The organism is Streptomyces sp. NPDC005551 (genome assembly GCF_042871785.1).
GTDB lineage: Bacteria > Actinomycetota > Actinomycetes > Streptomycetales > Streptomycetaceae > Streptomyces.
Window position 1 is genome coordinate 64,103 of sequence record NZ_JBIAJE010000016.1, and the last position, 25,156, is coordinate 89,258.

At 72.6% G+C, this 25,156-nt stretch carries 25 protein-coding genes and 1 pseudogene; 13 read left to right on the forward strand and 13 right to left on the reverse strand.

The window, feature by feature from the left end:
* Positions 1 to 71: 71 nt before the first annotated feature.
* Complete coding sequence (locus tag ACFYP4_RS32975) at positions 72 to 1,043, reverse strand: zinc-binding dehydrogenase (protein WP_388790491.1); 972 nt, start codon at positions 1,041 to 1,043, stop codon at positions 72 to 74.
* 117 nt (positions 1,044 to 1,160) lie between these two features.
* Here ACFYP4_RS32975 and ACFYP4_RS32980 point away from each other — a divergent pair, with 117 nt between their 5' ends.
* Together ACFYP4_RS32980 and ACFYP4_RS32985 are read left to right on the forward strand one after the other, a co-directional pair.
* On the forward strand, positions 1,161 to 1,784 hold the full coding sequence (locus ACFYP4_RS32980) for a TetR family transcriptional regulator (protein WP_388790494.1): 624 nt from the start codon (positions 1,161 to 1,163) through the stop codon (positions 1,782 to 1,784).
* A 31-nt stretch (positions 1,785 to 1,815) separates the two neighbouring features.
* On the forward strand, positions 1,816 to 3,882 hold the full coding sequence (locus ACFYP4_RS32985) for a HelD family protein (protein ID WP_388790497.1): 2,067 nt from the start codon (positions 1,816 to 1,818) through the stop codon (positions 3,880 to 3,882).
* Between the two features lie 50 nt (positions 3,883 to 3,932).
* Here the strand turns inward: ACFYP4_RS32985 and ACFYP4_RS32990 are convergent, their stop codons facing one another.
* Both ACFYP4_RS32990 and ACFYP4_RS32995 read right to left on the reverse strand, forming a co-directional pair.
* Positions 3,933 to 4,787, reverse strand: a complete 855-nt coding sequence (locus tag ACFYP4_RS32990) for a nitroreductase/quinone reductase family protein (protein ID WP_388790500.1) — start codon at positions 4,785 to 4,787, stop codon at positions 3,933 to 3,935.
* Between the two features lie 335 nt (positions 4,788 to 5,122).
* Positions 5,123 to 5,815, reverse strand: a complete 693-nt coding sequence (locus tag ACFYP4_RS32995) for a TetR/AcrR family transcriptional regulator C-terminal domain-containing protein (RefSeq protein ID WP_358854160.1) — start codon at positions 5,813 to 5,815, stop codon at positions 5,123 to 5,125.
* Positions 5,816 to 5,868: 53 nt separating this feature from the next.
* Between ACFYP4_RS32995 and ACFYP4_RS33000 the strand changes: the two genes are divergently transcribed.
* The 4 genes from ACFYP4_RS33000 (at position 5,869) to ACFYP4_RS33015 (ending at position 8,797) form a co-directional block, all read left to right on the forward strand.
* A complete protein-coding gene (locus ACFYP4_RS33000) occupies positions 5,869 to 7,005 on the forward strand; it encodes an FAD-dependent oxidoreductase (protein WP_388790504.1) in 1,137 nt (378 codons plus the stop codon).
* A gap of 133 nt (positions 7,006 to 7,138) precedes the next feature.
* Positions 7,139 to 7,663, forward strand: coding sequence for a helix-turn-helix transcriptional regulator (locus tag ACFYP4_RS33005; protein ID WP_358854158.1), 525 nt, complete (start codon positions 7,139 to 7,141; stop codon positions 7,661 to 7,663).
* A gap of 74 nt (positions 7,664 to 7,737) precedes the next feature.
* On the forward strand, positions 7,738 to 8,325 hold the full coding sequence (locus ACFYP4_RS33010) for a hypothetical protein (protein ID WP_388790508.1): 588 nt from the start codon (positions 7,738 to 7,740) through the stop codon (positions 8,323 to 8,325).
* A 127-nt stretch (positions 8,326 to 8,452) separates the two neighbouring features.
* Positions 8,453 to 8,797 carry a DUF2516 family protein gene (locus ACFYP4_RS33015; RefSeq protein WP_356169599.1) on the forward strand — a complete coding sequence of 115 codons (345 nt, stop codon included), beginning with the start codon at positions 8,453 to 8,455 and terminating at the stop codon, positions 8,795 to 8,797.
* A 222-nt stretch (positions 8,798 to 9,019) separates the two neighbouring features.
* Here ACFYP4_RS33015 and ACFYP4_RS33020 read toward each other — a convergent pair whose 3' ends face one another.
* From ACFYP4_RS33020 to ACFYP4_RS33030, 3 genes are all read right to left on the reverse strand, one after another.
* Complete coding sequence (locus ACFYP4_RS33020) at positions 9,020 to 10,324, reverse strand: SpoIIE family protein phosphatase (protein WP_358854156.1); 1,305 nt, start codon at positions 10,322 to 10,324, stop codon at positions 9,020 to 9,022.
* A 429-nt stretch (positions 10,325 to 10,753) separates the two neighbouring features.
* Positions 10,754 to 11,842: an NlpC/P60 family protein gene (locus ACFYP4_RS33025; RefSeq protein WP_358854155.1), complete on the reverse strand. Its 1,089-nt coding sequence runs from the start codon at positions 11,840 to 11,842 to the stop codon at positions 10,754 to 10,756.
* 223 nt (positions 11,843 to 12,065) lie between these two features.
* Positions 12,066 to 12,857, reverse strand: a complete 792-nt coding sequence (locus ACFYP4_RS33030) for a class I SAM-dependent methyltransferase (protein WP_358854189.1) — start codon at positions 12,855 to 12,857, stop codon at positions 12,066 to 12,068.
* A gap of 265 nt (positions 12,858 to 13,122) precedes the next feature.
* Between ACFYP4_RS33030 and mshA the strand changes: the two genes are divergently transcribed.
* Together mshA and ACFYP4_RS33040 are read left to right on the forward strand one after the other, a co-directional pair.
* Complete coding sequence (gene mshA, locus ACFYP4_RS33035) at positions 13,123 to 14,460, forward strand: D-inositol-3-phosphate glycosyltransferase (RefSeq protein WP_358854154.1); 1,338 nt, start codon at positions 13,123 to 13,125, stop codon at positions 14,458 to 14,460.
* Between the two features lie 157 nt (positions 14,461 to 14,617).
* Positions 14,618 to 15,109 (forward strand): YbjN domain-containing protein, encoded by a 492-nt coding sequence (locus ACFYP4_RS33040; RefSeq protein WP_358854153.1) that lies wholly within the window; start codon positions 14,618 to 14,620, stop codon positions 15,107 to 15,109.
* Between the two features lie 63 nt (positions 15,110 to 15,172).
* Here the strand turns inward: ACFYP4_RS33040 and ACFYP4_RS33045 are convergent, their stop codons facing one another.
* Positions 15,173 to 15,970: an AraC family transcriptional regulator gene (locus ACFYP4_RS33045; RefSeq protein ID WP_358854152.1), complete on the reverse strand. Its 798-nt coding sequence runs from the start codon at positions 15,968 to 15,970 to the stop codon at positions 15,173 to 15,175.
* A gap of 49 nt (positions 15,971 to 16,019) precedes the next feature.
* On the opposite strand from ACFYP4_RS33045, the gene ACFYP4_RS33050 reads away from it, so the two are divergent.
* Positions 16,020 to 16,508, forward strand: a complete 489-nt coding sequence (locus tag ACFYP4_RS33050; protein WP_388790513.1) for a DUF2000 family protein — start codon at positions 16,020 to 16,022, stop codon at positions 16,506 to 16,508.
* Between the two features lie 394 nt (positions 16,509 to 16,902).
* Here ACFYP4_RS33050 and ACFYP4_RS33055 read toward each other — a convergent pair.
* Positions 16,903 to 18,135: pseudogene (locus ACFYP4_RS33055) on the reverse strand (MDR family MFS transporter); the annotation flags it as partial.
* 149 nt (positions 18,136 to 18,284) lie between these two features.
* Here ACFYP4_RS33055 and ACFYP4_RS33060 point away from each other — a divergent pair.
* Positions 18,285 to 19,046, forward strand: coding sequence for a phosphoglyceromutase (locus ACFYP4_RS33060; protein ID WP_358854149.1), 762 nt, complete (start codon positions 18,285 to 18,287; stop codon positions 19,044 to 19,046).
* Positions 19,047 to 19,140: 94 nt separating this feature from the next.
* Here the strand turns inward: ACFYP4_RS33060 and ACFYP4_RS33065 are convergent, their stop codons facing one another.
* Both ACFYP4_RS33065 and ACFYP4_RS33070 read right to left on the reverse strand, forming a co-directional pair.
* A complete protein-coding gene (locus ACFYP4_RS33065; protein ID WP_358854148.1) occupies positions 19,141 to 19,857 on the reverse strand; it encodes a DUF2637 domain-containing protein in 717 nt (238 codons plus the stop codon).
* Between the two features lie 153 nt (positions 19,858 to 20,010).
* On the reverse strand, positions 20,011 to 20,199 hold the full coding sequence (locus ACFYP4_RS33070; protein ID WP_358854147.1) for a hypothetical protein: 189 nt from the start codon (positions 20,197 to 20,199) through the stop codon (positions 20,011 to 20,013).
* Positions 20,200 to 20,641: 442 nt separating this feature from the next.
* Here ACFYP4_RS33070 and ACFYP4_RS33075 point away from each other — a divergent pair, with 442 nt between their 5' ends.
* The gene (locus ACFYP4_RS33075; protein ID WP_358854146.1) at positions 20,642 to 20,971 is read left to right on the forward strand and encodes a hypothetical protein; all 330 of its coding nucleotides are present in this window, start codon (positions 20,642 to 20,644) and stop codon (positions 20,969 to 20,971) included.
* Between the two features lie 62 nt (positions 20,972 to 21,033).
* Here the strand turns inward: ACFYP4_RS33075 and ACFYP4_RS33080 are convergent, their stop codons facing one another.
* Complete coding sequence (locus ACFYP4_RS33080; protein ID WP_358855865.1) at positions 21,034 to 21,186, reverse strand: hypothetical protein; 153 nt, start codon at positions 21,184 to 21,186, stop codon at positions 21,034 to 21,036.
* 178 nt (positions 21,187 to 21,364) lie between these two features.
* On the reverse strand, positions 21,365 to 22,054 hold the full coding sequence (phoU, locus tag ACFYP4_RS33085; protein ID WP_358855866.1) for a phosphate signaling complex protein PhoU: 690 nt from the start codon (positions 22,052 to 22,054) through the stop codon (positions 21,365 to 21,367).
* Positions 22,055 to 22,278: 224 nt separating this feature from the next.
* Here phoU and ACFYP4_RS33090 point away from each other — a divergent pair, with 224 nt between their 5' ends.
* Both ACFYP4_RS33090 and ACFYP4_RS33095 read left to right on the forward strand, forming a co-directional pair.
* Positions 22,279 to 23,559 carry an ATP-binding protein gene (locus ACFYP4_RS33090; protein WP_358855867.1) on the forward strand — a complete coding sequence of 427 codons (1,281 nt, stop codon included), beginning with the start codon at positions 22,279 to 22,281 and terminating at the stop codon, positions 23,557 to 23,559.
* Positions 23,556 to 24,236: a response regulator transcription factor gene (locus tag ACFYP4_RS33095; RefSeq protein WP_358855868.1), complete on the forward strand. Its 681-nt coding sequence runs from the start codon at positions 23,556 to 23,558 to the stop codon at positions 24,234 to 24,236. The genes ACFYP4_RS33090 and ACFYP4_RS33095 overlap by 4 nt, the downstream gene beginning before the upstream one ends.
* A 106-nt stretch (positions 24,237 to 24,342) precedes the next feature.
* On the opposite strand, the gene ACFYP4_RS33100 is transcribed toward ACFYP4_RS33095, so the two are convergent.
* Entirely contained in the window at positions 24,343 to 25,002 is a 660-nt protein-coding gene (locus tag ACFYP4_RS33100; RefSeq protein WP_358855869.1) for a DUF461 domain-containing protein, read from the reverse strand.
* Positions 25,003 to 25,156: the final 154 nt, after the last annotated feature.

Consider the following 25,156-nt stretch of genomic DNA (forward strand, 5'->3'; position numbering starts at 1 on the left):
CCCGAGCCGGTGACCAACGCCGCCGTCGCCGACCCCACTTGGGTCCCGTAGGCCGTGTCCCCCCGGCTCTTTCACACCTTCAGGACGACCTTGCCCACCAGTTCCCGGCTCTCGACGGCCGCGTGGGCGTCGGCCGCCCGGTTCAGGGGGTACGTCCCCCCGATCACGGGGCGCAGGCGGCCCGCCGCAGCCTCGGTGAGGGCGGTGGTCGCGAGGCGGGTCCGGGCGGCGGTGTCGAACTGGAGGTCGCCGATGCCGAGGAGGGTGATGCCGCGGCGGGCCGCCTCCTCCCGGTCGACCCGGGTGAAGCCGCCCGTGGGTGCGCCGTGGGCCGAGAAGCGGCCGCCGTCCGCCGTCACCGGGAAGGCGGCCGAGCCGAGCTGTCCGCCGACGCCGTCGAGGACCACGTCGGCGGCGCGGTCGTCACCGCCGAGGGCCGCGGCGGCTGCCGCCGGCCAGTCGGGGAGCGTGGCGTCGACCGCCGCGTCGGCTCCCAGCTCCCTCACCAGGGCGAGCTTTCCGGCGCCCCGGGCGACCGCCACCACGCGGGCGTCCCGGGCGTGGGCCAGCTGGACGAGGAGCGTGCCCATGCCTCCGGAGGCGCCCAGGACCAGGACGCGGTCGGTGGCCCGGACCTTCGTCAGTTCCATCAGGCCGGCCGCGGTCACGCCGTCGTGGACCAGCGCGGCGGCCGTACGGAGGCCGACGCCGTCCGGGACGGGGACCAGGGCGGGGACCGGAGCGACGGCGCGCTCCGCGTAGCTGCCCGTCACGAAGGCGGTCACCCGTCGGCCCAGCCAGTGCCCGGGCACCCCGGGGCCCCCAGCGCTCACCACCCCGGCCACCCCGCCGCCCGGCACGTACGGCGGGGTCACCGGGAAGAACTCGCGGCCCCAGCCGCCCCTGATCTGGGTCTCCACGAAGATCGTGTCCACGTAGGCGACGTCGATCACCACCTCGCCCGGGCCCGGGACCGGGTCGGGAACCTCCCCGGGCACCAGGACCTCCGGGCCGCCGAACGTCGTCACCTGTGCTGCCAGCATCGTGCTCTCCTCGTGGACCGGCGCTACCGCGGATCGGTGCGGACGCACGGCAGTCTTCGGCCTCAAGCGCACTTGAGGTCAAGGGTGCGGGGCGGCCGGGGTGCGTAGGCTCGGGGCATGGCTGAAACGGGGCTGCGCGAGCGCAAGAAGCAGCGGATGTACCAGGCCGTCTCCGACATCGCGATCGGGCTCTTCCTGGACAGGGGGTTCGACGAGGTGTCCGTCGCCGAGGTGGCCGCCGCCGCGGAGATCTCCAAGCCGACCCTCTTCCGGTACTTCCCGGCCAAGGAGGATCTCGTCCTGCACCGGTTCGCCGACCACGAGGACGAGGCGGCGCGGGTGGTCACCGGGCGTCCGGCGGGGGAGTCCGCCACCGGGGCGCTGCGGAAGCATTTCGTCGCGGGCCTGGAACGGTTCGATCCCGTCACCGGGCTCAACGACGACCCCCGCGTCCTCGCCTTCCACCGGCTGCTCTACGGGACGCCGTCGCTCGCGGGCCGCCTGCACGCGTATCTGGAGCGCTCGGAGTCGGCGCTCGCCGAGGCGCTCGGCGGCGACCTCGACGCCCGGCTCGCCGCCGGGCAGACCATCGCCGTGCAGCGCGTCCTCGCCCTGGAGAACTGGCGGCGGATGGCGGCCGGTGAACCGGCCGCGGAGGTCCGCGGCGAAGCCGTCGCCGCCGCCGAGCGGGCCTTCGGCCGGCTGGAACGGGCTTTGAAAGTAACCGAGGCAAATATGTGACCGAGTAACGTTATCCGTTACGCTCGGTGGAATGACGTCACCCGGCCAGTCCCCCGACCCCGTCCGTGCCCTCACCCGTGAACGCGCCCATCACGACACCTGCCGCGCCGCTCTCGCCGCCATGGTCGAGGGCGCCCGGGAACAGGTCGTCACCGGCGAGGACGTGTCCGCGTCCGGCGCCGACGCCGAAGTCCTCGGACACCGGTTCCGCAGCCGCGCCAAGGAACTGCGCGAGCTTCCCGAGGGCCCGCTGTTCTTCGGCCGGCTCGACTTCGACACGAGCGGGGGCGAGCACGCCGGGGCGAGCTACCACATCGGCCGGCTCCGGATCACCGAGCAGCCCTCCGCCCCACCGCTCGTCGTCGACTGGCGCGCCCCCGTCTCGCGGGCCTTCTACCAGGCGAGCCCCCGCGATCCGCAGGGCGTCGCCGTGCGGAGACGGTTCGGCTGGGCGCCCGGCAGCCGCGGGGACTCCGCCGATCTCACCGGCCTGGAGGACGAACCCCTCACGGGCGGCGGCCCGGACGGTCACGGCGCACCCCGGGCGCCCGGGCAGGGCAGCGCCATCCTCGCCGACGAGATCGAACGTCCCCGTGTCGGGCCCATGCGGGACATCGCCGCGACCATCCAGCCCGAACAGGACGACCTCGTCCGGGGCGATCCGACGGTCTCGGTGTGCGTGCAGGGCGCGCCCGGCACCGGCAAGACGGCGGTCGGGCTGCACCGCGCCGCGTACCTCCTCTACACCTGCCCGCAGCGCGTCCGGCGCGGCGGCCTGCTGATCCTCGGACCCAACCGCACCTTCCTGTCGTACATCTCCGAGGTGCTGCCGGCCCTCGGCGAGACGGGGGTGCGGCAGTCGACCGTCGGTGACGAGATCGCCCGGCATCCCGTCACCGCCGAGGACGACGAACGGGCCGCGGTCGTCAAGCACGACGCCCGCATGGCGCGGGTGCTGCACCGCGCCCTGTACGCGCGGGTGACGCCGGGCGGTGCCGACTCCCTGGCCGTGCCGGACGGCTCCTACCGGTGGCGGATCCCGGCCGCCGCCCTCGAACGGATCGTGGCGGGGGTACGGGCCGAGGAGCCGCCGTACGCGACCGGACGGGAGCGGGTGCGGACGCGGGCCGTGCGGTGTCTCCAGGCACAGGCGGAGCGGCGCGCCGGACCGCGGACCGACGCCTGGGTGCAGAGGATCTCCCGGGCCCGTGCGATGAGTGCGTACGTCGACGCGGTCTGGCCCCGGGTGCGGGCCGAGGAGGTCGTGGCGGAGCTGCTCACCGATGCGCAGACGCTCGCGGCGGCGGCGGACGGGATCCTCGACGCGGACGAGCAGCGGGCGATCCTGTGGGCGAGAGCGCCGAGGTCGTACAGGTCGGCACGGTGGTCGGCTGCGGACCTCATCCTCCTCGACGAGGTCGCCGGCCTCCTCGAACACCCGCGGGGCTACGGCCACGTGGTGGTCGACGAGGCGCAGGACCTGTCACCGATGGAGTGCCGGGCGATCGGGCGGCGGGCGTCCTTCGGGTCGCTGACGGTGCTCGGGGACCTGGCGCAGGGCACGACCCCCTGGGCCGCCCGCACCTGGCCCGAGCTGCTGGCGCAGCTGGGCAAGCCGGACGCCCGGGTGGTGCCGCTGACCACCGGCTTCCGGGTACCGGAGGCGGTGGTCGGGCTCGCCAACCGGCTCCTCGAACGGCTGGAGGTGGACGTGCCGCGGGCGCGGTCGCTGCGCAGGGACGGGGAGCTGACGGTCCGGCCGGCCGCCGACGTGCTCCTGGAGACTGTCGCCGCCGTGCGGGACGCCCTCGCCCACGAGGGGTCCGTCGGCGTCATCGCGGCCGACGCGGAGACCGTACGGGTACGGGAGGCGCTCGACGCCGCGGGCATCCCGTACGCCGGTCCCGGCGAACCGGGCGCCCGGGTCACGGTGCTGGCCGCCTCCCTCGCCAAGGGCCTCGAGTACGACCATGTCGTGGCCGTCGAGCCGGCGGCGATCGCGGAGGCCGAGGCACGCGGCCTGCACCGGCTGTACGTGGTGCTGACCCGGGCGGTCTCGCGGCTGGACGTGCTGCACGCCCGCCCGCTGCCCTGGTGAGCCGGCACTCCGGCGCACCGGGACAGGGGCGGACGGCCGGGCAACCGTGATCAGGAGGCGGACGCCGACGCGGCCTCCAGGACGGGGACCAGTATCTCCTCCTCATGGGCCAGGTGCGCTTCGAGTTCGCCGGTGAGGCGGTCCACCTCGGTGAGCACGGTGCGGGGGTCCGCGTCCTCGGCGGAGACGGCCCGGCGCAGCTCTTCGAGGAGAGCGGCGATCCGCTCGTGCTCGTCGCGCAGGCGGTCCAGGGCCGGCGCGAGTCCGGGGTCGCGGCCGGCGGCGAACGGGAACAGTGCCGTGTCCTCACCGGTGTGGTGCAGGTGCATCCCCTGGCAGAGCGTGAGGCAGTTGATGCGGAGCTGGGCGCCCAGCGCGGTGCCCGAGGCGGCGAACTCCTGCCGGATGAGGGCGAGTTCGCGCCGGAAGGCCCGGTGGACCAGCTTCACGGCCTCGCCGGGGGAACTCGCCGCGAAGCTCGGGGGGCCGGCCACGGGGATCTCGCGGAGGGCGACGACGGGGATGACGCGTTCCGTCTTCGCCTGGTACTCCGCCCAGCCCGGGTCGGCCTCGACGGCGCGCGCGAAGACGTCGTCCCGCTCGGCGCCCTCCAGGACGAGGGCTTCGGCCTCGTACGTGAAGACGCCGTTCTCCACCGTGACGCGGGGGTGGGCGAGCAGGTTGCGGTACCAGTCGGGGTGTTGGGGCGAGCCGCCGGCCGAGGCGATGACCAGGACCCGGTCGGCGCCGTCGGGGTAGTAGGCGACGGGCGTGGTGTGCGGGGTGCCGGTCCGGGCGCCGGTGGTGGTCAGCAGGAGCAGGCGTGCTCCCTCGAAAGGACCGCCGACGCGGCCGCCGTTGGTACGGAACTCTTCGATGATCTGCTGGTTGAAGGGGTTGGGCATGCGCTGCTTTCGTCCGTGGGCCTGGATTCCTTCCTCTTCCGTGGTCCTCCCGACGCCTCTCCCCCGTTTCCGGGCAGGGGAGACCGCCACGGAGTGCGGACGCGCGCACCCGTGGTGAGGCGGAGAGGAGAAGAAAAAAGAGGGGCGGACTCCTGGCCCGCCCGGGCCTCACTCGGAGGCCGGGCACCCAACTCGCTCACGGCACAAGGCCGACCCGGCAGTCATGCGGACAACCGTAGTGCGGGCCGAGGCAGTTGGGCAATGCCCGGTGGAGCCGGCTGCGTCTCTCGGCTACTGGGGCGAGCGACGGGCTCTCGGCCGGAGCCGGGCGTGCGTCACGTCGGAGGCGGGGTGAGTCTGGCGGCCACGGCGTCGAGGACCCAGTCCAGGCCGGTTGCGAAGGATGTCTCGGCGTCCACGTCCGTGCCGTCGTACACGGCCTTGGCGAGCGCCGGGAAGCGGCCGGTGGCCAGTATTTCCGTCAGGTGCGGGCCGTGGGCTCGCTGCCAGTCGTGCTTGGACAGGCCCGTGGCGTGCTCGGCCCGCAGGTTCGCGATCTCGCGCCTGATCGCGCCGATGTAGTAGGCGCTGACAGTCTCCACGGCGCGCATGACGGTGTCCACGTCGGCGAGGCCCTCGAAGGGGGCCAGCGTGGCCTCGGCGACGGCGAGGCCGTTCGGCCCCAGGGCCGGGCGGCCGCCGAGCAGGTCGGCGAGCCAGTCGTGGCGGAGGGCGGCCTGCCTGGTGCGCCGGGCGAGGGTGCGCAGCGCCTCCCGCCAGTCACCGGGCTGTTCCTCGGGGAGGATCTCGGCCTGGACCTCGTCCACCATGAGGTCGAACAGCTCCTCCTTGGTGGAGATGTATCTGTACAGCCGCATCGGGCCGGCGTCCAGGCGGGCCGCGACCTTGCGCACCGACACCGCCTCGAGACCGCCCTCGTCGGCCAGGGCGATCGCGGCGGCGACGATCCGCTCCCGGTCGAGCGGCACGGGTTGAGTCGGCGGCTCCGGCCGGTCCCAGACAGTCATGCTCCCACCGTACCGTTGCGATACACCGTATCCAATCAATACAGTGTATCGCCATGAGACAACGTATCGCAGTCGTCGGGAGCGGTCCTGCCGGCCTCACCCTCGCCCGCGTCCTGCACCGCCATGGCCACCCCGTCACCGTCCTCGAACGCGACCCCGGCACCCACGCCCGCCCCCCGGGCGGCACGCTGGACCTGCACGAAGGGCTGGGCCAGCTCGCGCTGGACAAGGCGGGTCTGCTGGCGGAGTTCCGGGCGTTGTCCCGTCCCGAGGGGCAGGCCATGCGCATCCTGGACACGGACGGGACCGTCCTGCGCGACTGGCGACCCCGTCCGGACGACCGGGCCAATCCCGAGATCGACCGCGGGCAACTCCGTGACCTGCTGCTCGGCCCTCTCGACGTCCAGTGGGGCCGGGGCGTGACGCGGGTGGTGCCAGGGGCCCGGGACGGCGTGCTGGTCCAATTCGCGGACGGTCGGCAGGAGGTGTTCGACCTCGTGGTCGGCGCGGACGGTGCCCGGTCCCGGACCCGTCCGGCGGTCTCGTCGGTGACGCCGCACTACACAGGCGTCACCTATGTGGAGACCTCCCTCGACGACGTCGACACCCGCCACCCCGACCTCGCCCGGCTGATCGGCGACGGTTCCGTGGCCGTGTACGGCGTGAACCGCGGACTCGTCGCCCAGCGCAACAGCGGCGGCCACGTCAAGGTGTACGCCCAGTTCCGCGCCCCGCTGGACTGGCACGCAAACCTCGACCCGGCCGACGTCGAGACCGTGCGATCGAGCCTGCTGGCTCTGTTCGACGGCTGGGCCGCTCCCGTCCTCGACCTCCTCCGCCACGGCGCCGCCTTCGTCCACCGCCCCCTCCACGCCCTGCCCGTGTCCCACACCTGGACCCACGTCCCCGGCGTGACGCTCCTGGGTGACGCCGCCCACCTGATGCCCCCGCTGGGGGCGGGCGCCAACCTCGCGATGCTGGAAGGCGCCGAACTCGCCGAGTCCATCGCCACCGCCACCGCCACCGCCACCGACCCTGGGCATCTGGACGACGCCGTCCGCGCCTTCGAGGGGCGGATGTGGGCGCGGGCCGGCAGGTGGGCGAAGATCACGACGGCCGGTCTGGAACGCCTCGTGAGCCCGGACCCCGCCGAAGCCCTCGCACTCTTCGACCAGGTCCAGCCGTCCTGACCGCCCGGTAGGGCTGCCCGCTGCGCGGACGACGCCGGGTCACGGGGGTGGCCCGTGGTCCGGGCGAGTGGCGTGGCGCACTTTTGCAAGCAGGCGCTTGCAATTGTTAGCAGGGGTGGGGCAAGGTAGCGGCATGGCATCGCTCAACGTCGGCAATCTCGGTGACTACCTGCGCGAGCAGCGGCGCAACGCGCAGCTGTCGCTGCGGCAGCTCGCCGACGCCGCCGGGGTGTCCAATCCGTATCTGAGCCAGATCGAGCGCGGGCTGCGCAAGCCGAGCGCGGAGGTGTTGCAGCAGGTCGCCAAGGCCCTGCGGATCTCCGCCGAGACGCTGTACGTGCGGGCCGGCATCCTCGACGCCGAGCGGGACCGGGACGAGGTGGAGACGCGCGCCGTCATCCTCGCCGATCCCACGTTGACCGAGCGGCAGAAGCAGGTGCTGCTCCAGATCTACGAGTCCTTCCGCAAGGAGAACGGATTCGAGATGGCAGCCGCGGCCGCCGAGGGCGTTCGGGAGACCGCCGTCGGGGAAACCGACGCACAGGCGGCACCCGGCCCACAGCACACCCAAGACATACCTGACGTACCGGACACCACCCGCCGCGGCCCCCGCACGGCCGACGGCAGCGATGCCGGCCCGCAGCAGACGGCCGGTTGAGAAGCCTCACGGGCCTTCTCCGCAGCGGACCACCCACACCCTCAGTCGACAGCCGATCCGGGAGGACCACCCTCATGGCCATCACCGACGACATCCGCAAGGCCGCCACCGACCCGACGCCGCTGTACTTCCTGGCCGGCACCGCCGACCTGGCCGTGCAGCAGGCCAAGAAGGTGCCGGCGCTCGTGGAGCAGCTCCGCGCCGAGGCCCCGGCGCACATCGAGACCGTGCGCAACATCGATCCGGCCGCCGTCCAGGAGAAGGCCGGCGCCCGTGCCAAGGAGGCGCAGGCGACCCTCCAGACCAAGGTGACCGGCCTCATCAGCACCTTCGACACCGACCTGAAGAAGATCGGTGAGTCCGCCCAGGACCTCGCACTGCGCGGTGTCGGCGTAGCCGCCGAGTACGCGGTGAAGGCCCGCGAGGCGTACGAGAAGGTCGCCGAGCACGGCGAGCAGACCGTGAAGACCTGGCGCGGCGAGGCGGCCGACGGCATCGAGGAGCTCGCCGTCGCCGTCGAGCCGAAGGCCGAGCCGGGCGAGATCAAGGTCGAGGACAAGCCCGCCGGGACCGGCCCCGTGGCCGCCGCGCCCGCGCCGACGGCGAAGAAGGCCCCGGCCAGGAAGAGCACCGCCAAGAAGACGACCCCGCCCGTCGAGTAGCAGGGTCGGCGGACCGTCCCCGGGCGGTCGCAGGAGCGGTGAGCCGGGCCGGGCACCCTCGGGGTGCCCGGCCCGTTCTCCGGGTACGGTTGCCGCGTAGATGTCGTAGGAACGGGCGGTGGGCAGCATGTTGATGTTGGGCTTCGCGGGGTTGCTGGGACTGCTGAAGATCGTCCTCATGGCCCTCGCCGCCTTCGGGCTGTTCGACGCGGCCTTCCGTCGCGAGGACGCGTTCCGAGCGGCGGACAAGCAGACGAAGCCGTTCTGGCTGATCATCCTGGGGCTCGCCCTGGTGGTGAGCTACCTCTTCTCGATCCTGTCGTTCCTGCCGATCATCGGCGTCATCGCCAGCATCGTCTACATCGTCGACGTCCGGCCCGCGGTGCGTACGGCTTCCGGCGGTGGCGGCGGCCGCGGTCGCCGTGGTTCCAGCAGCGACGGCCCGTACGGCCCGTACAACGGCGGCCGCTGAACCGCCCGGCACCTGTCTCGTACGGCGCGTCGGCCCCGCTTCGGGACCAAGGCGCGCGGCACTCCGAGCACCGGCCCCCGCCAGGCCCACTCGAACCCCGTCACGGGGAGCCGAGCCGCTTCGAGCGGGGGCTTCGTCATGCGCGCACGGCGCGGCCGGCGGGCCCGGGGCAGCGGGGGTCGTGCGCGCGCCGCCGGGGGCCCGGGGCCCGGCCGGTGTCCGTCAGACGGTGCGGTCGAGCAGGAGGACCGCCACGTCGTCGGTCAGCTCACCGCCGTTGAGGTCCCTGACCTCGTTCACCGTCACGCGCAGCAGCTCCTCGCCCTCCAGGCCCTCGGCGATCCGGCGGCGCACCAGCTCCACCATGCCGTCCTGGCCGAGCCGCTCCTTGCCGTCGCCGACGCGGCCCTCGATCAGACCGTCGGTGTAGAGCATCAGGCTCCAGGCGGCGCCCAGCTCCACCTGCATGCGCGGCCAGCGGGCCTGGGGCAGCAGACCGAGTGCCGGACCGCCGTACTCGTACGGCAGCAGCCGCGCCGGGCGTCCCGGGCGGGCTATCAGCGGGGACGGGTGACCGGCCAGGCACAGGCCGGCCCGGCGGCCGTCCGGCGCGATGTCCACCGTGCAGAGGGTCGCGAAGATCTCGTCGTTGTCGCGTTCGTGCTCCAGCACCTGTTGGAGCGTCGAGAGCAGCTCGTCCCCGCACAGGCCGGCCAGCGTCAGCGCCCGCCACGCGATGCGCAGCTCCACGCCGAGCGCCGCCTCGTCGGGGCCGTGTCCGCAGACGTCGCCGATCATGGCGTGCACCGTGCCGTCGGGGGTGCGGACGGTGTCGTAGAAGTCGCCGCCGAGCAGCGCGCGGGAACGTCCCGGGCGATAGCGGGCCGCGAAGCGCAGCGAGGAGCCGTCCAGGAGTGGTGTCGGCAGGAGCCCTCGCTCCAGCCTGGCGTTCTCCTGGGCGCGCAGCCGGGACTCGGTCAGCCGTCGCTCGGCCGTGTCGGAACGCTTGCGCTCCACCGCGTACCGGATCGCGCGGCTCAGCAGCCGTCCGTCGAGTTCCTCGCGCAGGAGGTAGTCCTGGGCGCCCACGCGGACCGCCTCCGAGCCGCGCTCGGTGTCGCCGGACCCGGTGAGGGCCAGGACCGCGTGCCGGGGCGCCAGCTGAAGGACGTGCTTGAGGGTGGCCAGCTCGTCGCCGCTCCCGGCGGCGCGGCCCGGCGCGGGCAGCGTCAGGTCGAGCAGGATGCACTGGACGTCGTCGGTGAGCAGCCGCTCGGCCTCGGTGAGGTTGCGCGCGGTGCGGACGCGGATGGGCTTGCCCGCCGCGTCCAGCATCCGGGGCACGCTCAGCGCGCCCGCCGGGTCGTCCTCGATCACCAGCAGGGTGAGAGGAGTGGCGCCGTCGGCGGGAGCCGTGGGGCCGGCCGCCGGTGCGCTCGCGAACGGGGCGACGGGTGAGGACGCGGCTTGAGCCTGACCACTCTCCACGGCCGGGATCGCTCTCTGCCGCGGTACGGGTGCGGGCATCGTTGTGGGTTCCTTCCCTCCCCCCGAGGGTGTGGTGGGGCGAAGGGCCGACCCACCGACGGGGACCATAGCGGTAGCCGGCGCCGCAGCGGAATGGTGAGCGGAAAACGGCCTCCGTCATATGCCGCATCCCGTACCGCAATTGGGCACGGGACCGCCCCGCGGGTAATGACGAAGGTCACGTCGCGCGGGTTGCCCGGCCGCACGGACGTGACTCATCCCACGTGCGGTGGGTCACGTCCCGTCCGCCACACCGGCCCGGCACGCCCGTCCGGTCCGCCCACGCCCGTCCGGACCGCCCGCACAGGGCGTCCCCGGAGTCCGTCCGCCCGACGTCCCGCGCGACGTCTCCGAAACGCGCCCCGCCCGCCCCGCCCGTCCCGCTTCTGTCCCGTACGACAGGGGTACCGGCGCTTGCCCGGACCGCCCCTACTTGTCGGGGCGTACGACGCCGAGTATCGGCATCGAGCCGGCGCCCGCGATCGTCACCGAGCGTCCCGGCCGCGGGGCGTGGACGATCGCGCCGTCGCCGATGTACATCCCGACGTGGCTGGCGTCGTCGAAGTAGATGACCAGGTCGCCGGGGCGCATGTCCCGCACGTCGACGCGCGTGAGCTGCCTCCACTGCTCCTGGGAGGTGCGCGGGATGCCCAGCCCGGCGGCGGCCCACGCCTGGGACGTCAGCCCCGAGCAGTCGTACGCCTTCGGCCCCTCGGCACCCCACACGTACGGCTTGCCGACCTGGGCGGTCGCGTACCGCACGGCCTTCCTGCCCTGCGCGGACGCCTTGCCGGCGACCTCCGCGAGGACGCCGGAGCCGAGCCACGCGGTCTGTGCCGCGTGCGCCGCGTCCTCCTCCAGCTTCGCGAGCCGCTTCTTCTCCTCGGCCGCGAGCTGCGACTCGAGCTTCTCGGCCTCGGCGATCCGCTGCCGGATCTTCTTCTTGGCGGCCGCCTTGGCCTTGCGGTTGGCCTCCAGCCGCTGCCACTGCGCGGAAGCGTCCTTCGTGTACTGCGCCAGATCCTTCTGCGTACGCCCCAGTTCGCCGAGCAGGCCCTTGGTCGCGTGCTCACCCTGACGGACCCGGCCCGCGCCGTCGAGATACTCCTGCGGGTCGTCGCTCAGCCACAGCCGGGCGTTCGGCGGCAGTCCGCCGCCGCGGTACTGGGCGCGGGCCGCCGCACCGGCCCGGTCCTGCAACCTGTCCAGCTTCGCCTGGCCCTTGACGATCTCCCGGGCCAGCTCGACGAGCTGCGTCGACTGCTTCTCGGTCTTCTCCTCGGCGGCGTTGTACGCGTCCGTGGCGACCGCCGCCTCGTGGTAGAGCTTCTCCAGCTTCTCGCGGACCTCTTCAAGGTCCCTGCCGCTCCGGGGGGTTGCGGCGGTCGACGGCGCGGGCGCCGGAGTGGGGCCCGGGTCAGCCGGGCTCGCGAACGCCGTGCCCGGTGCGCTCAACACGGTGACCGCGCAGACGAGAGCCACGGCCGCAGTGGTCAGGCTGCGCTTGCCGGATCCCATACTTCGCCCCCAAAGCTGATTTACCGTCAGTAACTTACGGTCGCCTGGGGGATCGTGCCACGCCGACGCGCGGTACGACAGAGGTGGGCAGCAACTCCCTACCCCTCTTCCCCGCTTCGATTCCCCCCGAGGCGATCTCCCCGCCCGTGTGACGAGCGACTCACGGAGTTCGTTCCCCGCGGGCCGGACGCCTCACGGCCGCCGCTCCGCGCCCGCGACCCCGTCACGTCCGCGGCGCCAACGCCTCCCAGAGCACCGTCACTTCGCCCTGCCGCCAGCGCCCCGCGCCGTCCGCCACGGGCCAGCCGGCCGTCAGGGCGCGGACCGCGCGTATCCAGCGCTGCCGGGCGCCGTACGCGGCGTAGGGCGCGGCGGCGGCCCAGGCGCGGTCGAAGTCCCGCAGGAAGGCGTGCACCGGCTCGCCCGGCACATTGCGGTGGATGAGTGCCTTCGGGAGCCGCTCGGCGAGGTCCGACGGACGGTCCAGGGAGCCCAGGCGGGCGGCGAACGTGACCGTGCGCGGGCCCTCGGGGCCGAGGGCGACCCAGACGTGACGGCGGCCGATCTCGTCGCAGGTGCCCTCGACGAGCAGCCCGCCGCGGGAGCCCCTCGCCGGGTCGGCGGGCGTGAGCCGCGCGCACATCAGCTCCCAGGCTGCGGCCACCTCGTCCTCGTCGTACTGGCGCAGGACGTTGGCCGCGCGGATCAGCGACACCCGGCCCGGCACCGGGACCTCGAAGCCGCCCCGCCGGAAGACGAGACCCTCGCGCTCGTACGGCCGGGCGACCGCGACCCGCTCCGGCTCGATCTCCACGCCCACCACGCGGGCCCGCGGCGCGGCGGTGCGCAGCCGCTCCAGCAGCTCGACCGCCGTCCACGGGGCCGCCCCGTACCCGAGGTCCACCGCGACGGGGTCGGCGGCGCGGCGCAGTTCGGCGCCGTGGGCCGCGGCGATCCAGCGGTCCATGCGGCGCAGGCGGTTGGGGTTCGTCGTCCCGCGCGTCACCGCTCCCACGACGGGGGTCCCGGCGCGCGAGCGGGGCCGGGAGTGCGTGAGGGACGCGGCGCGGGCTGTCATGCGTACGAGGGTATGCGTCGGCAGCGGGCACGCGGCATGCCTGTGGACAACGGCCGCGTACGCAGACCGACCTCGAACGGTTGAGCGATCAGCGGTAATGATTCGGCAAAGAGGAAATGAGGCGGACTGCTCCGGCGTTCCCCACGGTGAAGGGCGGCGTGCGCCCTTCACACGGCACGCCCGCAGCGAGGAGGACCGCCACGTGAGCCAGTACGCCGGCAGGCTCGGGCGTCGCTCGGCGACCACCCCCTCGAGGCTCAGGCTGCACCGCAGGCCCCGGCGCGTCGCCATGCTCTCCGTCCACACCTCACCGCTGCACCAGCCCGGCACGGGCGACGCCGGCGGCATGAACGTCTACATCGTGGAGCTCGCCCAGCGGCTGGCCGCGATCAACATCGAGGTGGAGATCTTCACCCGCGCGACGACCGGGGCCCTCCCGCCCGCCGTCGAGCTGGCCCCCGGCGTCCTCGTGCGGCACGTCGACGCGGGCCCCTACGAGGGTCTCTCCAAGGAGGACCTGCCCGCCCAGCTGTGCGCCTTCACGCACGGCGTCATGCAGGCCTGGGCAGGACACCGCCCCGGCTACTACGACCTGGTGCACTCGCACTACTGGCTCTCCGGCCACGTGGGCTGGCTGGCCGCCGAGCGCTGGGGCGCGCCCCTGGTGCACGCGATGCACACCATGGCCAAGGTCAAGAACGCGGCTCTCGCCGAGGGCGACACCCCCGAGCCCGCCGCCCGGGTCATCGGTGAGACCCAGATCGTGCGCGCCGCGTCCCGGCTCATCGCCAACACCGCCGAGGAGGCCGACGAGCTCGTACGCCACTACGACGCCGAGCCCGGCAAGGTCGCCGTCGTCCACCCGGGCGTCAACCTGGAGCGCTTCTGCCCCGCCGACGGCCGTGCCGCCGCCCGCGCCCGCCTCGGCCTGCCGCAGGACGCCCTGATCCCCCTCTTCGCGGGCCGCATACAGCCACTTAAGGCGCCCGACGTGCTGCTGCGCGCGGTGGCCGTGCTGCTGGACCAGCGGCCCGAGCTGCGCTCGAAGATCCTGGTCCCCGTGGTGGGCGGCCCCAGCGGCAGCGGTCTCGCCAGGCCCGAGGGGCTGCAGAAACTGGCGGCCCGGCTCGGCATCGCCGACGTCGTGCGGTTCCGGCCACCCGTCGGCCAGGACGAGCTCGCGGACTGGTTCAGGGCCGCGTCGGTGCTGGTCATGCCGTCGTACAGCGAGTCGTTCGGGCTGGTCGCCATCGAGGCGCAGGCGGCCGGTACGCCGGTGCTCGCGGCGGCGGTCGGCGGGCTCCCGGTGGCCGTGCGCGATCAGCGGACCGGTTTCCTGGTGCGAGGGCACGACCCCGCCGCCTACGCGCGCGTGCTGCGTGATTTCGCCGACGACACCGAGCTGTCCGCCCGCATGGGCGCGGCGGCGGCGCGGCACGCGCAGGGTTTCGGCTGGGACACGGCGGCCGCCGCGACGGCGGACGTGTACACGGCGGCGGCGCAGGCCCACCGCCGCCACCTGCGCGGGCACCACGGCTGATCGCGGGTCCTGCGGCCGGTGTCGGGCCGCTGTCCTGCGCGGGCATCGCTGGTCGCGGCGGCCGGACCGGACGAGTGCGGGGGAGCGCTCCGGGAGCGTCCGGGCAGCGCTGCGGCCTCCCGCGCGGGGCGCCGAGCCGCTGACGTACGCTCGCCTCATGGCTGACGCAGCGTCGATCGTCGAGCAGGCACTCACCGAGGCCGAGCTGGAGTGGGAGAGCCCCCAGCCGGGCTCGTACGTGGTGAAGCTGCCCGGGACGCGCAAGCTGTCGACGACCCTGTCGCTGATCGTCGGCAAGCACTCGCTCTCGCTGAACGCCTTCGTGATCCGCCACCCCGACGAGAACGAGGAAGCGGTCCACCGCTGGCTCCTGGAGCGCAACCTCAAGCTCTACGGCGTCGGCTACGCGGTCGACCGGCTCGGTGACGTGTACCTGGTCGGCAAGCTGCCGCTGGCCGCGGTGACGCCCGACGAGATCGACCGTCTCCTCGGCTCGGTGCTCGAAGCCGCGGACGGGTCGTTCAACACCCTCCTGGAGCTCGGTTTCGCGTCCGCGATCCGCAAGGAGTACGCGTGGCGGGTGTCCCGCGGTGAGTCGACCCGCAATCTGGACGCCTTCACCCACCTGACCCGGCCCTCGTCAGACTGAACGGCCCTCGTCAGACTGACCGGGTCGCGGCCACCGACCGGGTCGCGGCCACCGACCGGGACGTCAGCGGGAGCCGACGCGGTAGCGGCCGGGGGCCACGCCGACCAGCCTCTTGAAGTGACGGGTCAGATGCGACTGGTCGTAGAAACCGGTCGCCGTCGCCACCTCGGCCGGCCGGCCCCCCGCCAGCAGGAGCCGGCGGGCGCGGTCCACCCGGCGGGACATCAGGTACTGGTGCGGGGCGATGCCGTAGGCCGCCCCGAACGCCCGTACGAGGTGGGCGGGGTGGGCGTGCAGCAGCAGCGCCGCCTCGTCGAGGGCGATGCCCCGCACCACGTGCTCGTCGAGAAGTTCGCGCAGCCGGCGGGCGAGCGGACCGTCGGGCCGCCGCACCCCGGTGGCCGCGCCGGGCCGCAGATGCGTGCGCAGCCGCTCGCCGATCAGCGTCAGCCGGCTCTCCGCCTCCAGCTCGTCGCCCGTCCGCGCCAGGGCCGCGTGCATCTGCCCCACGCGGTGACGCAGCACCGGGTCGACCAGGTCGGGCCGGTCGACCGCCGGCCCGATGAGGCTCTCGTCGAGCCGGCTCAGATCCAGGTAGAGGACCCGCTTGCGGAAGCCGTCCGCGGTCGCGGGCGAACCGTTGTGCGGGACGTGCGGCGGGAGCAGCGAGACCGTGTCGTGCGGGGTGCCGTGCTCGTGCCGGTCCAGGTCGTACCGTACGGCGCCGGCGTCGACGATCAGCAGCGTCCACGCGTCGTGCACGTGCATCGGGTACGCGTACTCGGTGTAGTGGGCGTGGAAGACCTCCACGACACCCGGGACGCGCGGGCGCCACGCGGAGATCTCGCGCTGGGCCACCATGCAAGAAACGTACAAGACCGAGGGCGGTTCCGGTCGGCAGTCTCGAGCCATGAGCAGCGACAACACGCAGGGCACCGTCTCCCCGGACACCGTCTTCGGGGACGCGGGCTCCACGGCCGCGGAACCCGTCCGCTTCGACACCAGGATCGCCGTGCTGCTGCGCGACGACCTGGAGCCGTGGCAGCGCCTGAACGTCACCGCGTTCCTGATCAGCGGACTCGGGACGAGCGTCCCGGAGGTGGTCGGTGAGCCGTACGAGGACGCGGGCGGTGTGCCGTACCTGCCGATGTTCCGTCAGCCGGTGCTGATCTTCGAGGGCTCGAAGGAGACCCTGACCGTCGCGCACACCCGCGCCCTCACCAGGGCCCTGCCGCGCGCCGTCTTCACCGCCGACCTCTTCAGCACCGGCAACGACCGGGACAACCGGGCGGCCGTACGGGCCGTACCGACGGCCGACCTGGATCTGGTGGGACTCGCCGTGTACGGCCCGCGGAACGGGGTGGACAAGGTGTTGAAGGGGGCCCGGATGCATCCGTGAGGCGCTGGGACGGGCGTCCGAGGACGGCTCGGACGGCGGCCCGACGCGGGGCGGGCGCGTCCGGGGCAGCTCACACGGCGGCGGCCTCGGGGCGGGCGTCCGGGCCGGTTCGGACGGCGGTGGCCTCGGGGCGGGCGTCCGGGGCGGGACAGGCGGTCGCCGCCACCGTCGTCCTCCCGCCGGTCCCCTCCTGCGGGCCGGCCGTAGGTCCGGCCGCGCCGCCCGCGGCTGCCGTACCTCCGCGCAGTCCCGTGGATGCCGCCGCGGCCGTACCGCCGTGCAGCCCGGCGGACGGTGCCGCGGGCAACTCCGTCGGCAGTCCCGCGGACGGGTCCGTGGGCGGGCCGGACGGCAGGCCCGCGAGGGATTTCGCGGGCGGGCCGGACGGCAGGCCCGCGACCGGTTTCCCGGCCGGCCCCACCGGCGCCCGGGGCGGCAGGCGCCGCATCAGGACGCTGTACCCGGCGGCCGCCACCGTGCCCACGACCGCGCACATCGCCCACAGCCAGGCCGCGCCGAACCGGTCGATCACCACGCCGGACATCACCGGCGCCACGAGGGCGGCGAGCGACCAGGACATGGTGTACATGCCCTGGTAGCGGCCCCGCCCGTGCACCGGGGACAGCCCGACGACCAGCCCCGTCTGTGTGGGCGCGTTGACGATCTCGGCCAGCGTCCACACGCACACCGTCAGCGCGAAGAGGCCGACCGAGCCGGCGAACGCGGTGAGCCCGAAGCCGTACCCCGCGAGCAGCGACGAGATCACCAGCAGCCGCCTCGGGTCCCGGTGCTCGATGAAACGGGTGACCGGGATCTGCAGGACGACGATGAGGACGCCGTTGACGGCGATCGCCAGGCCGTAGTCCGCCGCGCTGAAGCCCGCCTCGCCCATCGCCACCGGCAGCCCCACCGAACCCTGCTGGAAGATCAGGGCGACCAGGAAGGACAGCCCGACGACGCTCATGAAGCGGCCGTCGCGCAGGACGGCGCCGAGCCCGGCCTCCGGTTCCGAGGCGGCCTTGGCCGTGGGCACCGGCCTGGACTCCGGCAGCTTGGCGAACACGACGAACGCGCAGACCAGGGTCATGCCCGCCTCGATCAGGAAGCCGGCCCGGTAACTGAACTCGGCGATGAACCCGGCGGCCGTCGAGGAGACGGCGAAGCCGAGGTTGATGGCCCAGTAGTTCAGGGAGAACGCCCGTACGCGGTCCTCGGGGCGGACGATGTCGGCCATCATCGCCTGCACGGCGGGCCGGGAGGCGTTGCTCGCCATGCCGACGACGAAGGCGACACCGGCGATCGCGACCGGGTCGTGGACGAAGCCGAGCACCGCGACGGACACCGCCGTCGAGGTCTGCGCCACGAGCAGGGTGGGCCGTCGCCCGAGCCGGTCGGTCATGACTCCGGCGCCGAGGGAGGAGATGACCCCGCCGAGGCCGTGCAGGGAGGCGACGAGACCGGCGTACGAGGCGGAGTAGCCGCGGTCCAGCGTCAGGTAGAGCGCCATGAACGTGGCGACGAACGCGCCGAGGCGGTTGACGAGGGTGCTGGTCCACAGCCACCAGAACTCGCGGGGGAGTCCCGAGACGGTTTCTCGGACGGCGCGTCTCATGACGGCGAGCGGCATCGGAATCCCCCACAGGTAAGCGGCTCAGGCGGTGAGCACAACTTACGAGTGGCCGGGGCCGCGGAGCCACTCGATTAACAGATGCCGTCAAGTGTCCGGCTTCCGGGCAGGCGAGCGAGGGGACGAAGGCTTCGATTACGCTCGGAGCCATGGCCGACGCACCGTACAAGCTGATCCTCCTCCGCCACGGCGAGAGCGAGTGGAACGAGAAGAACCTGTTCACCGGCTGGGTGGACGTCAACCTCACCGCGAAGGGCGAGAAGGAGGCGACGCGCGGCGGCGAGCTGCTCAAGGACGCCGGCCTGCTTCCCGACGTGGTCCACACGTCTCTCCAGAAGCGCGCGATCCGCACCGCGCAGCTCGCCCTGGAATCCGCCGACCGCCTCTGGATCCCGGTCCACCGCAGCTGGCGCCTGAACGAGCGCCACTACGGCGCCCTCCAGGGCAAGGACAAGGCGCAGACGCTCGCGGAGTTCGGCGAGGAGCAGTTCATGCTCTGGCGCCGCTCGTACGACACCCCGCCGCCGGCGCTGGACCGCGACGCCGAGTACTCCCAGTTCAACGACGCGCGCTACGCGGCCCTCCCGCCGGAGCTGCGCCCGCAGACGGAGTGCCTGAAGGACGTCGTCGTGCGCATGCTGCCGTACTGGTTCGACGGCATCGTCCCCGACCTGCTGACCGGCCGCACGGTCCTGGTCGCGGCCCACGGCAATTCGCTCCGTGCCCTGGTCAAGCACCTGGACGGCGTCTCGGACGCCGACATCGCGGGCCTCAACATCCCGACGGGCATCCCCCTCTCCTACGAGCTGGACGCCGACCTCAAGCCCCTGAACCCCGGCGGCACGTACCTCGACCCGGACGCGGCGGCAGCGGCCATCGAGGCAGTGAAGAACCAGGGCAAGAAGAAGTAACACCGACACACCTCAGGCCTCCCACCAGGAATTCGTCCCTGGTGGGAGGCCTGACGCGTGTCCGGGCCACGTTGCCGGGGGCCTGGGCCGGGGTTCACGGGGACGCGTGGTGATGCCGGCGGTGGCGCGGGGTTTCCTGGCGTGGTGGCAGCGTCAGGGTGATCTGGCGGACGAGTTGCTGGAAGCAGGCCAGCGACGCGACGGCGGGTAACGCGGCTGCCGCGATTCCGGTGACGGTCCTCTCGGCCTGTACCACGCACAGCATCATCGCGATGGACGAGAACAGCAGAACAATGAACCACGAGTGGAGTGCTCGGCGCCGGTGCAGGGCGCTGCGCAGGATGGAGAGAGAGGCGACCATCCAGGGGCCGTACACGAGAATGGGCCACCAGGGGATCAGCGTGCTCTTCGTGCCGGACGTGATGTTCTGAAGGGGTCTGTGGGCGACCATTCCGCCGAAGACACTCACCATCGCCGCAAGGACGGCGACGAAAGCCACGATCAGGAAGCTGCCGGTCTGCAGCCACTTGATCCGGATCTTCCGTACTCGCCTCTTGCGGTGCCCGGCGGAAGAGCTTCGGGCGGGCGGCACCCGGTAGCTCTCGTCCAAACCCGTGCCCGCGGTCGCAGCCGTGTTCCGCGACAGGCCCTCCGCCGGATCGGTGAAGTCGACGCCCGGTGCGAACTCGCTGCGAGGCGGCGGGACCTTGGCCACCGGCTCCGCCGGAACGGCCTCCTGCAAGAGGTAGGTGAGCTCCTCCACCGGGTCCCAGCCCGAGTCGGGGGGCGCCAGGGGTACCCCCGTGTGCACGGGACCCCCTGAGTGCATGGGACCCGGACCCCCTGTGTGCCCCGCATCGGCAGGACCGCCTCGCCAACCGTTACCCGCCGAGTCGGGGTAGGGGTCGGAGGGCCATTCACTCCGCCCGAAGGAGGGATCCGCGTAGTCGTAATTCACGGACACTCACCTCCGTCGCGCACGATCCGCGTAGAAGTCGGAGATCTCCTGGCCGTTCCAGCGCTGATTGAGTTCCTCCTGGGCCACTCCGAGCAGGGCGAGGAAATCGCGGAGCAGTGAATCGGTGACGCAGAGTTCGACCCGCGCGCCGTCCCGGTGCAGACTGCCACGCATCTGGAGCGTCGAGTCCGCCACGCCGGGCGTATAGATGTATTTACCCGCTGTCACGGCGCGGCCCGCAAGCAGATCACCCTGTCCCGCGGCGCGGTGGGGCGAGTCACTTGCCCTTGCGTTCGTCATATTCCTCTAACGCGACCACCGCTCCCCTGATGCGCGGCAAAGGAGTGAATGTGGCGCAGCGGAAAGTTTAGGAGATCTGCTCTTCATTTAAAGCCCGGACGTCGTCATTCAAGCCCGGACCGCTCCCTCAACCCCGCTTGACGCGGCCGTCGTCCCGGCAGCCGCGTCCCCGCGTCCGGCGGACGTCGAGGACGCGGCGCCTCGCCCCGCGCGGTGCGGGCCCGCACCGCCCGCCGGATGTCATTGGGCTGGATGGGTCTGAGCAGGTTTGCCCGGAACGTCCTCGGTCCATGGGTGTTGACGACCCTTCAACCCCACAAAGGGAGTCTTCATGCGCATGCGCACCATTGTCGCCGCCGTGGTCCTGTCCGCCGGTTGTGTGCTGGGCGGTTCCGCCCAGGCCATGGCCGGCGACTGGGGCGGTCAGAGCGACAACGACGGCAACGTCTCCGGCTGCGGGATCGTCGCCGGCGCCGGTGGCGGTTACGCCTACTACGCCGAGGGATGTCTGAAGATCGACCGCGGCAACCACTACGGCGATGACGAGGGTCAGGACGACGGCCGCAACAACGGTCACGACGACGGCCGCAACAACGGTCACGACAGCCACGACAAGGGTTACGCGGGCATGTCGGACCCGCTGCACCTCGGCGGCGTCCAGCGCTGACGCCCGGACGACGGAAGGGGCCCCGCCTGATCAGGCGGGGCCCCTTCCGTCGGCGAACCCGGTCAGCCGCACTGGCAGGGGTTGCCGGACTGACAGCCGCAGCCGCAGCCGGAGCCGCACCCGCAGGCACCGAACAACGGAAGACTCTTGATCTCGGCGGGCTGCTCGGTCTCGCGGTCCTGCGTGGGATCGGACGTGCTGGGAGATTCGGCCATGGGTCCCTCCTTCGGACACGAAGGTGTGCGGTGCGGTGCGCGGCACACGCCGCACCGCACAGCTTCCGTTCTCCCATTGCACGCCGACCCGGGCGGGCGCATCAACGGCGCACGGAGGCTTCCCGGCGTCCCCGGGAGCCGGGGCGCCAGGACTTCCGGGCGCCCCCGGGAGCCGGGCTCAGGCCCCTTCGGCGCCCGTGACCGGCTGGATGTCCGTCAGGAGGCTGTCCGCGTGCTCGCCCGTGACCAGGTACACCACCCGCTTGGCGACGGACACCGCGTGGTCGGCGAAGCGCTCGTAGTAGCGCCCGAGCAGGGTGACGTCGACCGCCGTCTCGATGCCGTGCTTCCACTTGTCGTCCAGCAGGTGCTGGAAGAGGGTGCGGTGCAGCAGGTCCATCTCGTCGTCGTCCTGCTCCAGCTGGAGGGCGAGGTCGACGTCCTTGGTGATGATGACCTCGGCCGCCTTGGCCATGAGGCGCTGCGCCAGCTGGCCCATCTCCAGGATCGTGGCGTGCAGGTCGTGCGGGATGGCCCGCTCGGGGAAGCGCAGCCGGGCGAGCTTGGCGACGTGCTGCGCCAGGTCGCCGGACCGCTCAAGGTCCGCCGACATCCGCAGCGACGTCACGACGATCCGCAGATCCGTGGCCACCGGCTGCTGGCGGGCGAGCAGTGCTATCGCCCGTGCCTCCAGCTCGTGCTGCAGATCGTCGACCTTCTCGTCGGCCGCGATCACGCTCTCGGCCAGCTTCAGGTCGGAGTCGAGGATGGCCGTCGTGGCGCGCCCGATCGCCGACCCGACAAGCCGGGCCATCTCGACCAGGCCTTCGCCGATCGAGTCCAGTTCCTCGTGGTACGCGTCCCGCATCAGGATGTCCCTCTCTCACGTCTTCTCGGGGGTTCCGGGGGCTGGGCCCAGACCGCCGGACAGGCCCTGTGAACCCCACGCTCCCACGGTCTGCCCCGTACGCGTCCGTTTCCGTCACCCCAAATGAACCATCACTGGCTCCCAGGTGAACTCTGGGCGACGAGTGTTCGAGGTCGCACTCGGATGGCTGTGGCCGGGAGCGACGACATGCCTAACCTGGGGGCATGGACGTGAACGCGGCGGTCGCCGCAGCGGCAGCGATCGCCGGAGTACTCACCGGCGTCATCGCCATGCTGGCGTTCCGCTGGAGCGAGCGCGACCAGAAACGACCCACCAGGACCTCTCTGCACACCGATCCCGTGCTTCCCCCCGGCGTGGACACGGTGCTGTCCGTGCTCCGGTCCTCCGCGGTCGTGCTCGACGAGGCGGACGCCGTGGTGAAGGCCAGCTCCGCCGCGTACGCCCTCGGGCTGGTGCGGGGCGGGAAGCTGGCCGTCGAACCGATGATGCAGATGGCCCGCGACACCCGCCGCGACGGTGAGATACGGCAGGTGGAGCTGGATCTGCCCCGGCGCGGCACCGGCCGGGGAGAGGCGCTCGCCGTGTCCGCACGGGTGGCGCCGCTCGGCTCCCGGCTCGTGCTCCTGCTGGTCGAGGACCTCACCGAGGCACGCCGGATCGAGGCGGTACGCCGCGACTTCGTCGCGAACGTGAGCCATGAGCTCAAGACGCCCGTGGGAGCGCTGTCTCTGCTCTCCGAGGCCGTCATGGGCGCCTCCGACGACCCCGAGGCCGTCGAGCGGTTCGCCGGCCGGATGCAGATCGAGGCCACCCGGCTCACCAACCTCGTGCAGGAACTCATCGACCTGTCGAGGGTGCAGAACGACGATCCCCTCGAGGACTCGGAACCGGTCCGCGTGGACGAACTGGTGGCCGAGGCGATCGACCGCTGCCGCCATCAGGCGGGGGCGAAGCAGATCACGATGGCCTCCGGCGGCACCGCCGAGCTGCGCGTGTGGGGAAACCGCGGCCAGCTGGCCGCCGCCCTCGGCAACCTGGTGGAGAACGCCGTCAACTACTCACCGGCCCGCACCCGGGTCGGCATAGCCGCGCGCCGGGTGACCGCGCCCGGCGGAGACCTCATCGAGGTGGCCGTGACCGATCAGGGCATCGGCATCTCGGACAAGGACAAGGAGCGCGTCTTCGAGCGCTTCTACCGCGTGGACCCGGCTCGTTCCCGTGCCACCGGCGGCACCGGCCTCGGACTCGCGATCGTCAAGCACGTGGCCGCCTCGCACGGCGGGGAGGTCACGGTGTGGAGCTCCGAGGGACAGGGCTCCACCTTCACCCTGCGACTGCCGGAGGCGAGCGCCGCCGCCCGCGACCGCCCGACCGATCACCACATGCCCGGACTCGACGAAGACGACGAGAACGAGCAGCCCCACGGGACGACCACCGTCTCATCCCCGTACGAACCGCTTCCTGCCCCGGAGGTCCTTCCGTGACCCGAGTGCTCGTCGTCGAGGACGAGGAGTCCTTCTCCGACGCCCTGTCGTACATGCTCCGCAAGGAGGGCTTCGAGGTCGCCATCGCGTCCACCGGGCCCGACGGTCTCGACGAGTTCGAGCGCAACGGCGCCGACCTCGTCCTGCTCGACCTGATGCTGCCCGGCCTGCCGGGCACGGAGGTCTGCCGTCAGCTGCGCGGACGTTCCAACGTGCCGGTGATCATGGTCACCGCCAAGGACAGCGAGATCGACAAGGTCGTCGGACTGGAGATAGGGGCGGACGACTACGTCACCAAGCCCTTCTCCTCCCGCGAGCTGGTCGCCCGGATCCGGGCGGTCCTGCGCCGTCGCGGCGAGCCCGAGGAGGTCACGCCCGCCGCGCTGGAGGCCGGACCGGTCCGGATGGACGTCGACCGCCACGTCGTCACCGTCGCCGGCTCCAAGATCGACCTCCCGCTGAAGGAGTTCGACCTCCTGGAGATGCTCCTGCGCAACGCGGGCCGCGTGCTCACCCGCATGCAGCTCATCGACCGGGTATGGGGCGCCGACTACGTCGGTGACACCAAGACCCTCGACGTGCACGTCAAGCGGCTGCGCGCCAAGATCGAGCCCGACCCGGGCGCGCCGCGGTATCTGGTGACGGTACGAGGACTCGGCTACAAGTTCGAGCCGTAAACCGGCACGGCTCCGACGCACGAAGGGCGGCACCCCGCGCAGGGGTGCCGCCCTTCGTCGTGTCCGAGCCGTTCGTCCCGGGCCCGGCGACCCGTGAGCCGCCGGGTCAGTGACCCGCGGCCGAGTGGGAGGCCGACGCGCTCGCCGACGCGGCGTCGGAGGCACCCTCGGACGGCGAGGCCGACGCGCCGGGCGACTTCGATGGCTTGCCGCTCGTGGAGGGGGACGCGGAGGCGCCGGGCGCCGCCGGGACCTCCGTCGGACCCCACTCGGTGAAGTAGCTCTCGGCCGGGACGACGAAGGCCCGCAGACTCACGTCCCCGGTCTTGCTGAAGCTGAAGGTGATCTTCTGCGCGTTGCCGTTCTTGACGGCCTCGGGAGTGCTCTCCAGGGCCGCGGAGGCGTTGCCCTTGCCGCCGATGATGACGGAGCGGCCGGCCGGGATCGTCAGCTTGCCGGAACCCTTGGCGGGCTTGAGCTTGGCGGACTCGCCGGTGCCCGCGACGGTGACCGAGTCCAGGGTCTGCGCGGTGCGGCCGGCGTTGAAGACGGTCGCGGAGATGACGGCCGGGCCGGTCGACTCCTGGTCCGGCTGGGTGATGACGAGGGCGTTCTGCACCTTGATGGCACCGACGCTGGTGGCCGGGTTGTCCGGCTTGACCTGCAGTGTCTCGGCGTTGTTGCCGGCACCGCACGCGGCGAGCGAGGCGATCGAGAACGCGATGGCGGCGGCGGCGAGGGCGCCGCGTCGAAGGCTGCTGCTCACGGCGGCGGCAACTCCTAGAACGTGGGCGTACGAGGGGCGGGCGGCCGTACGGCTGTAAAGCCGCCCCAAGGGTCTGTCAGCGGCCTTAGGTTACCGAGCCGTTCCCGCACCGTCGCACCCGACCCGCCTCTGGGGCCGGTCCGGTCGGTCTTCG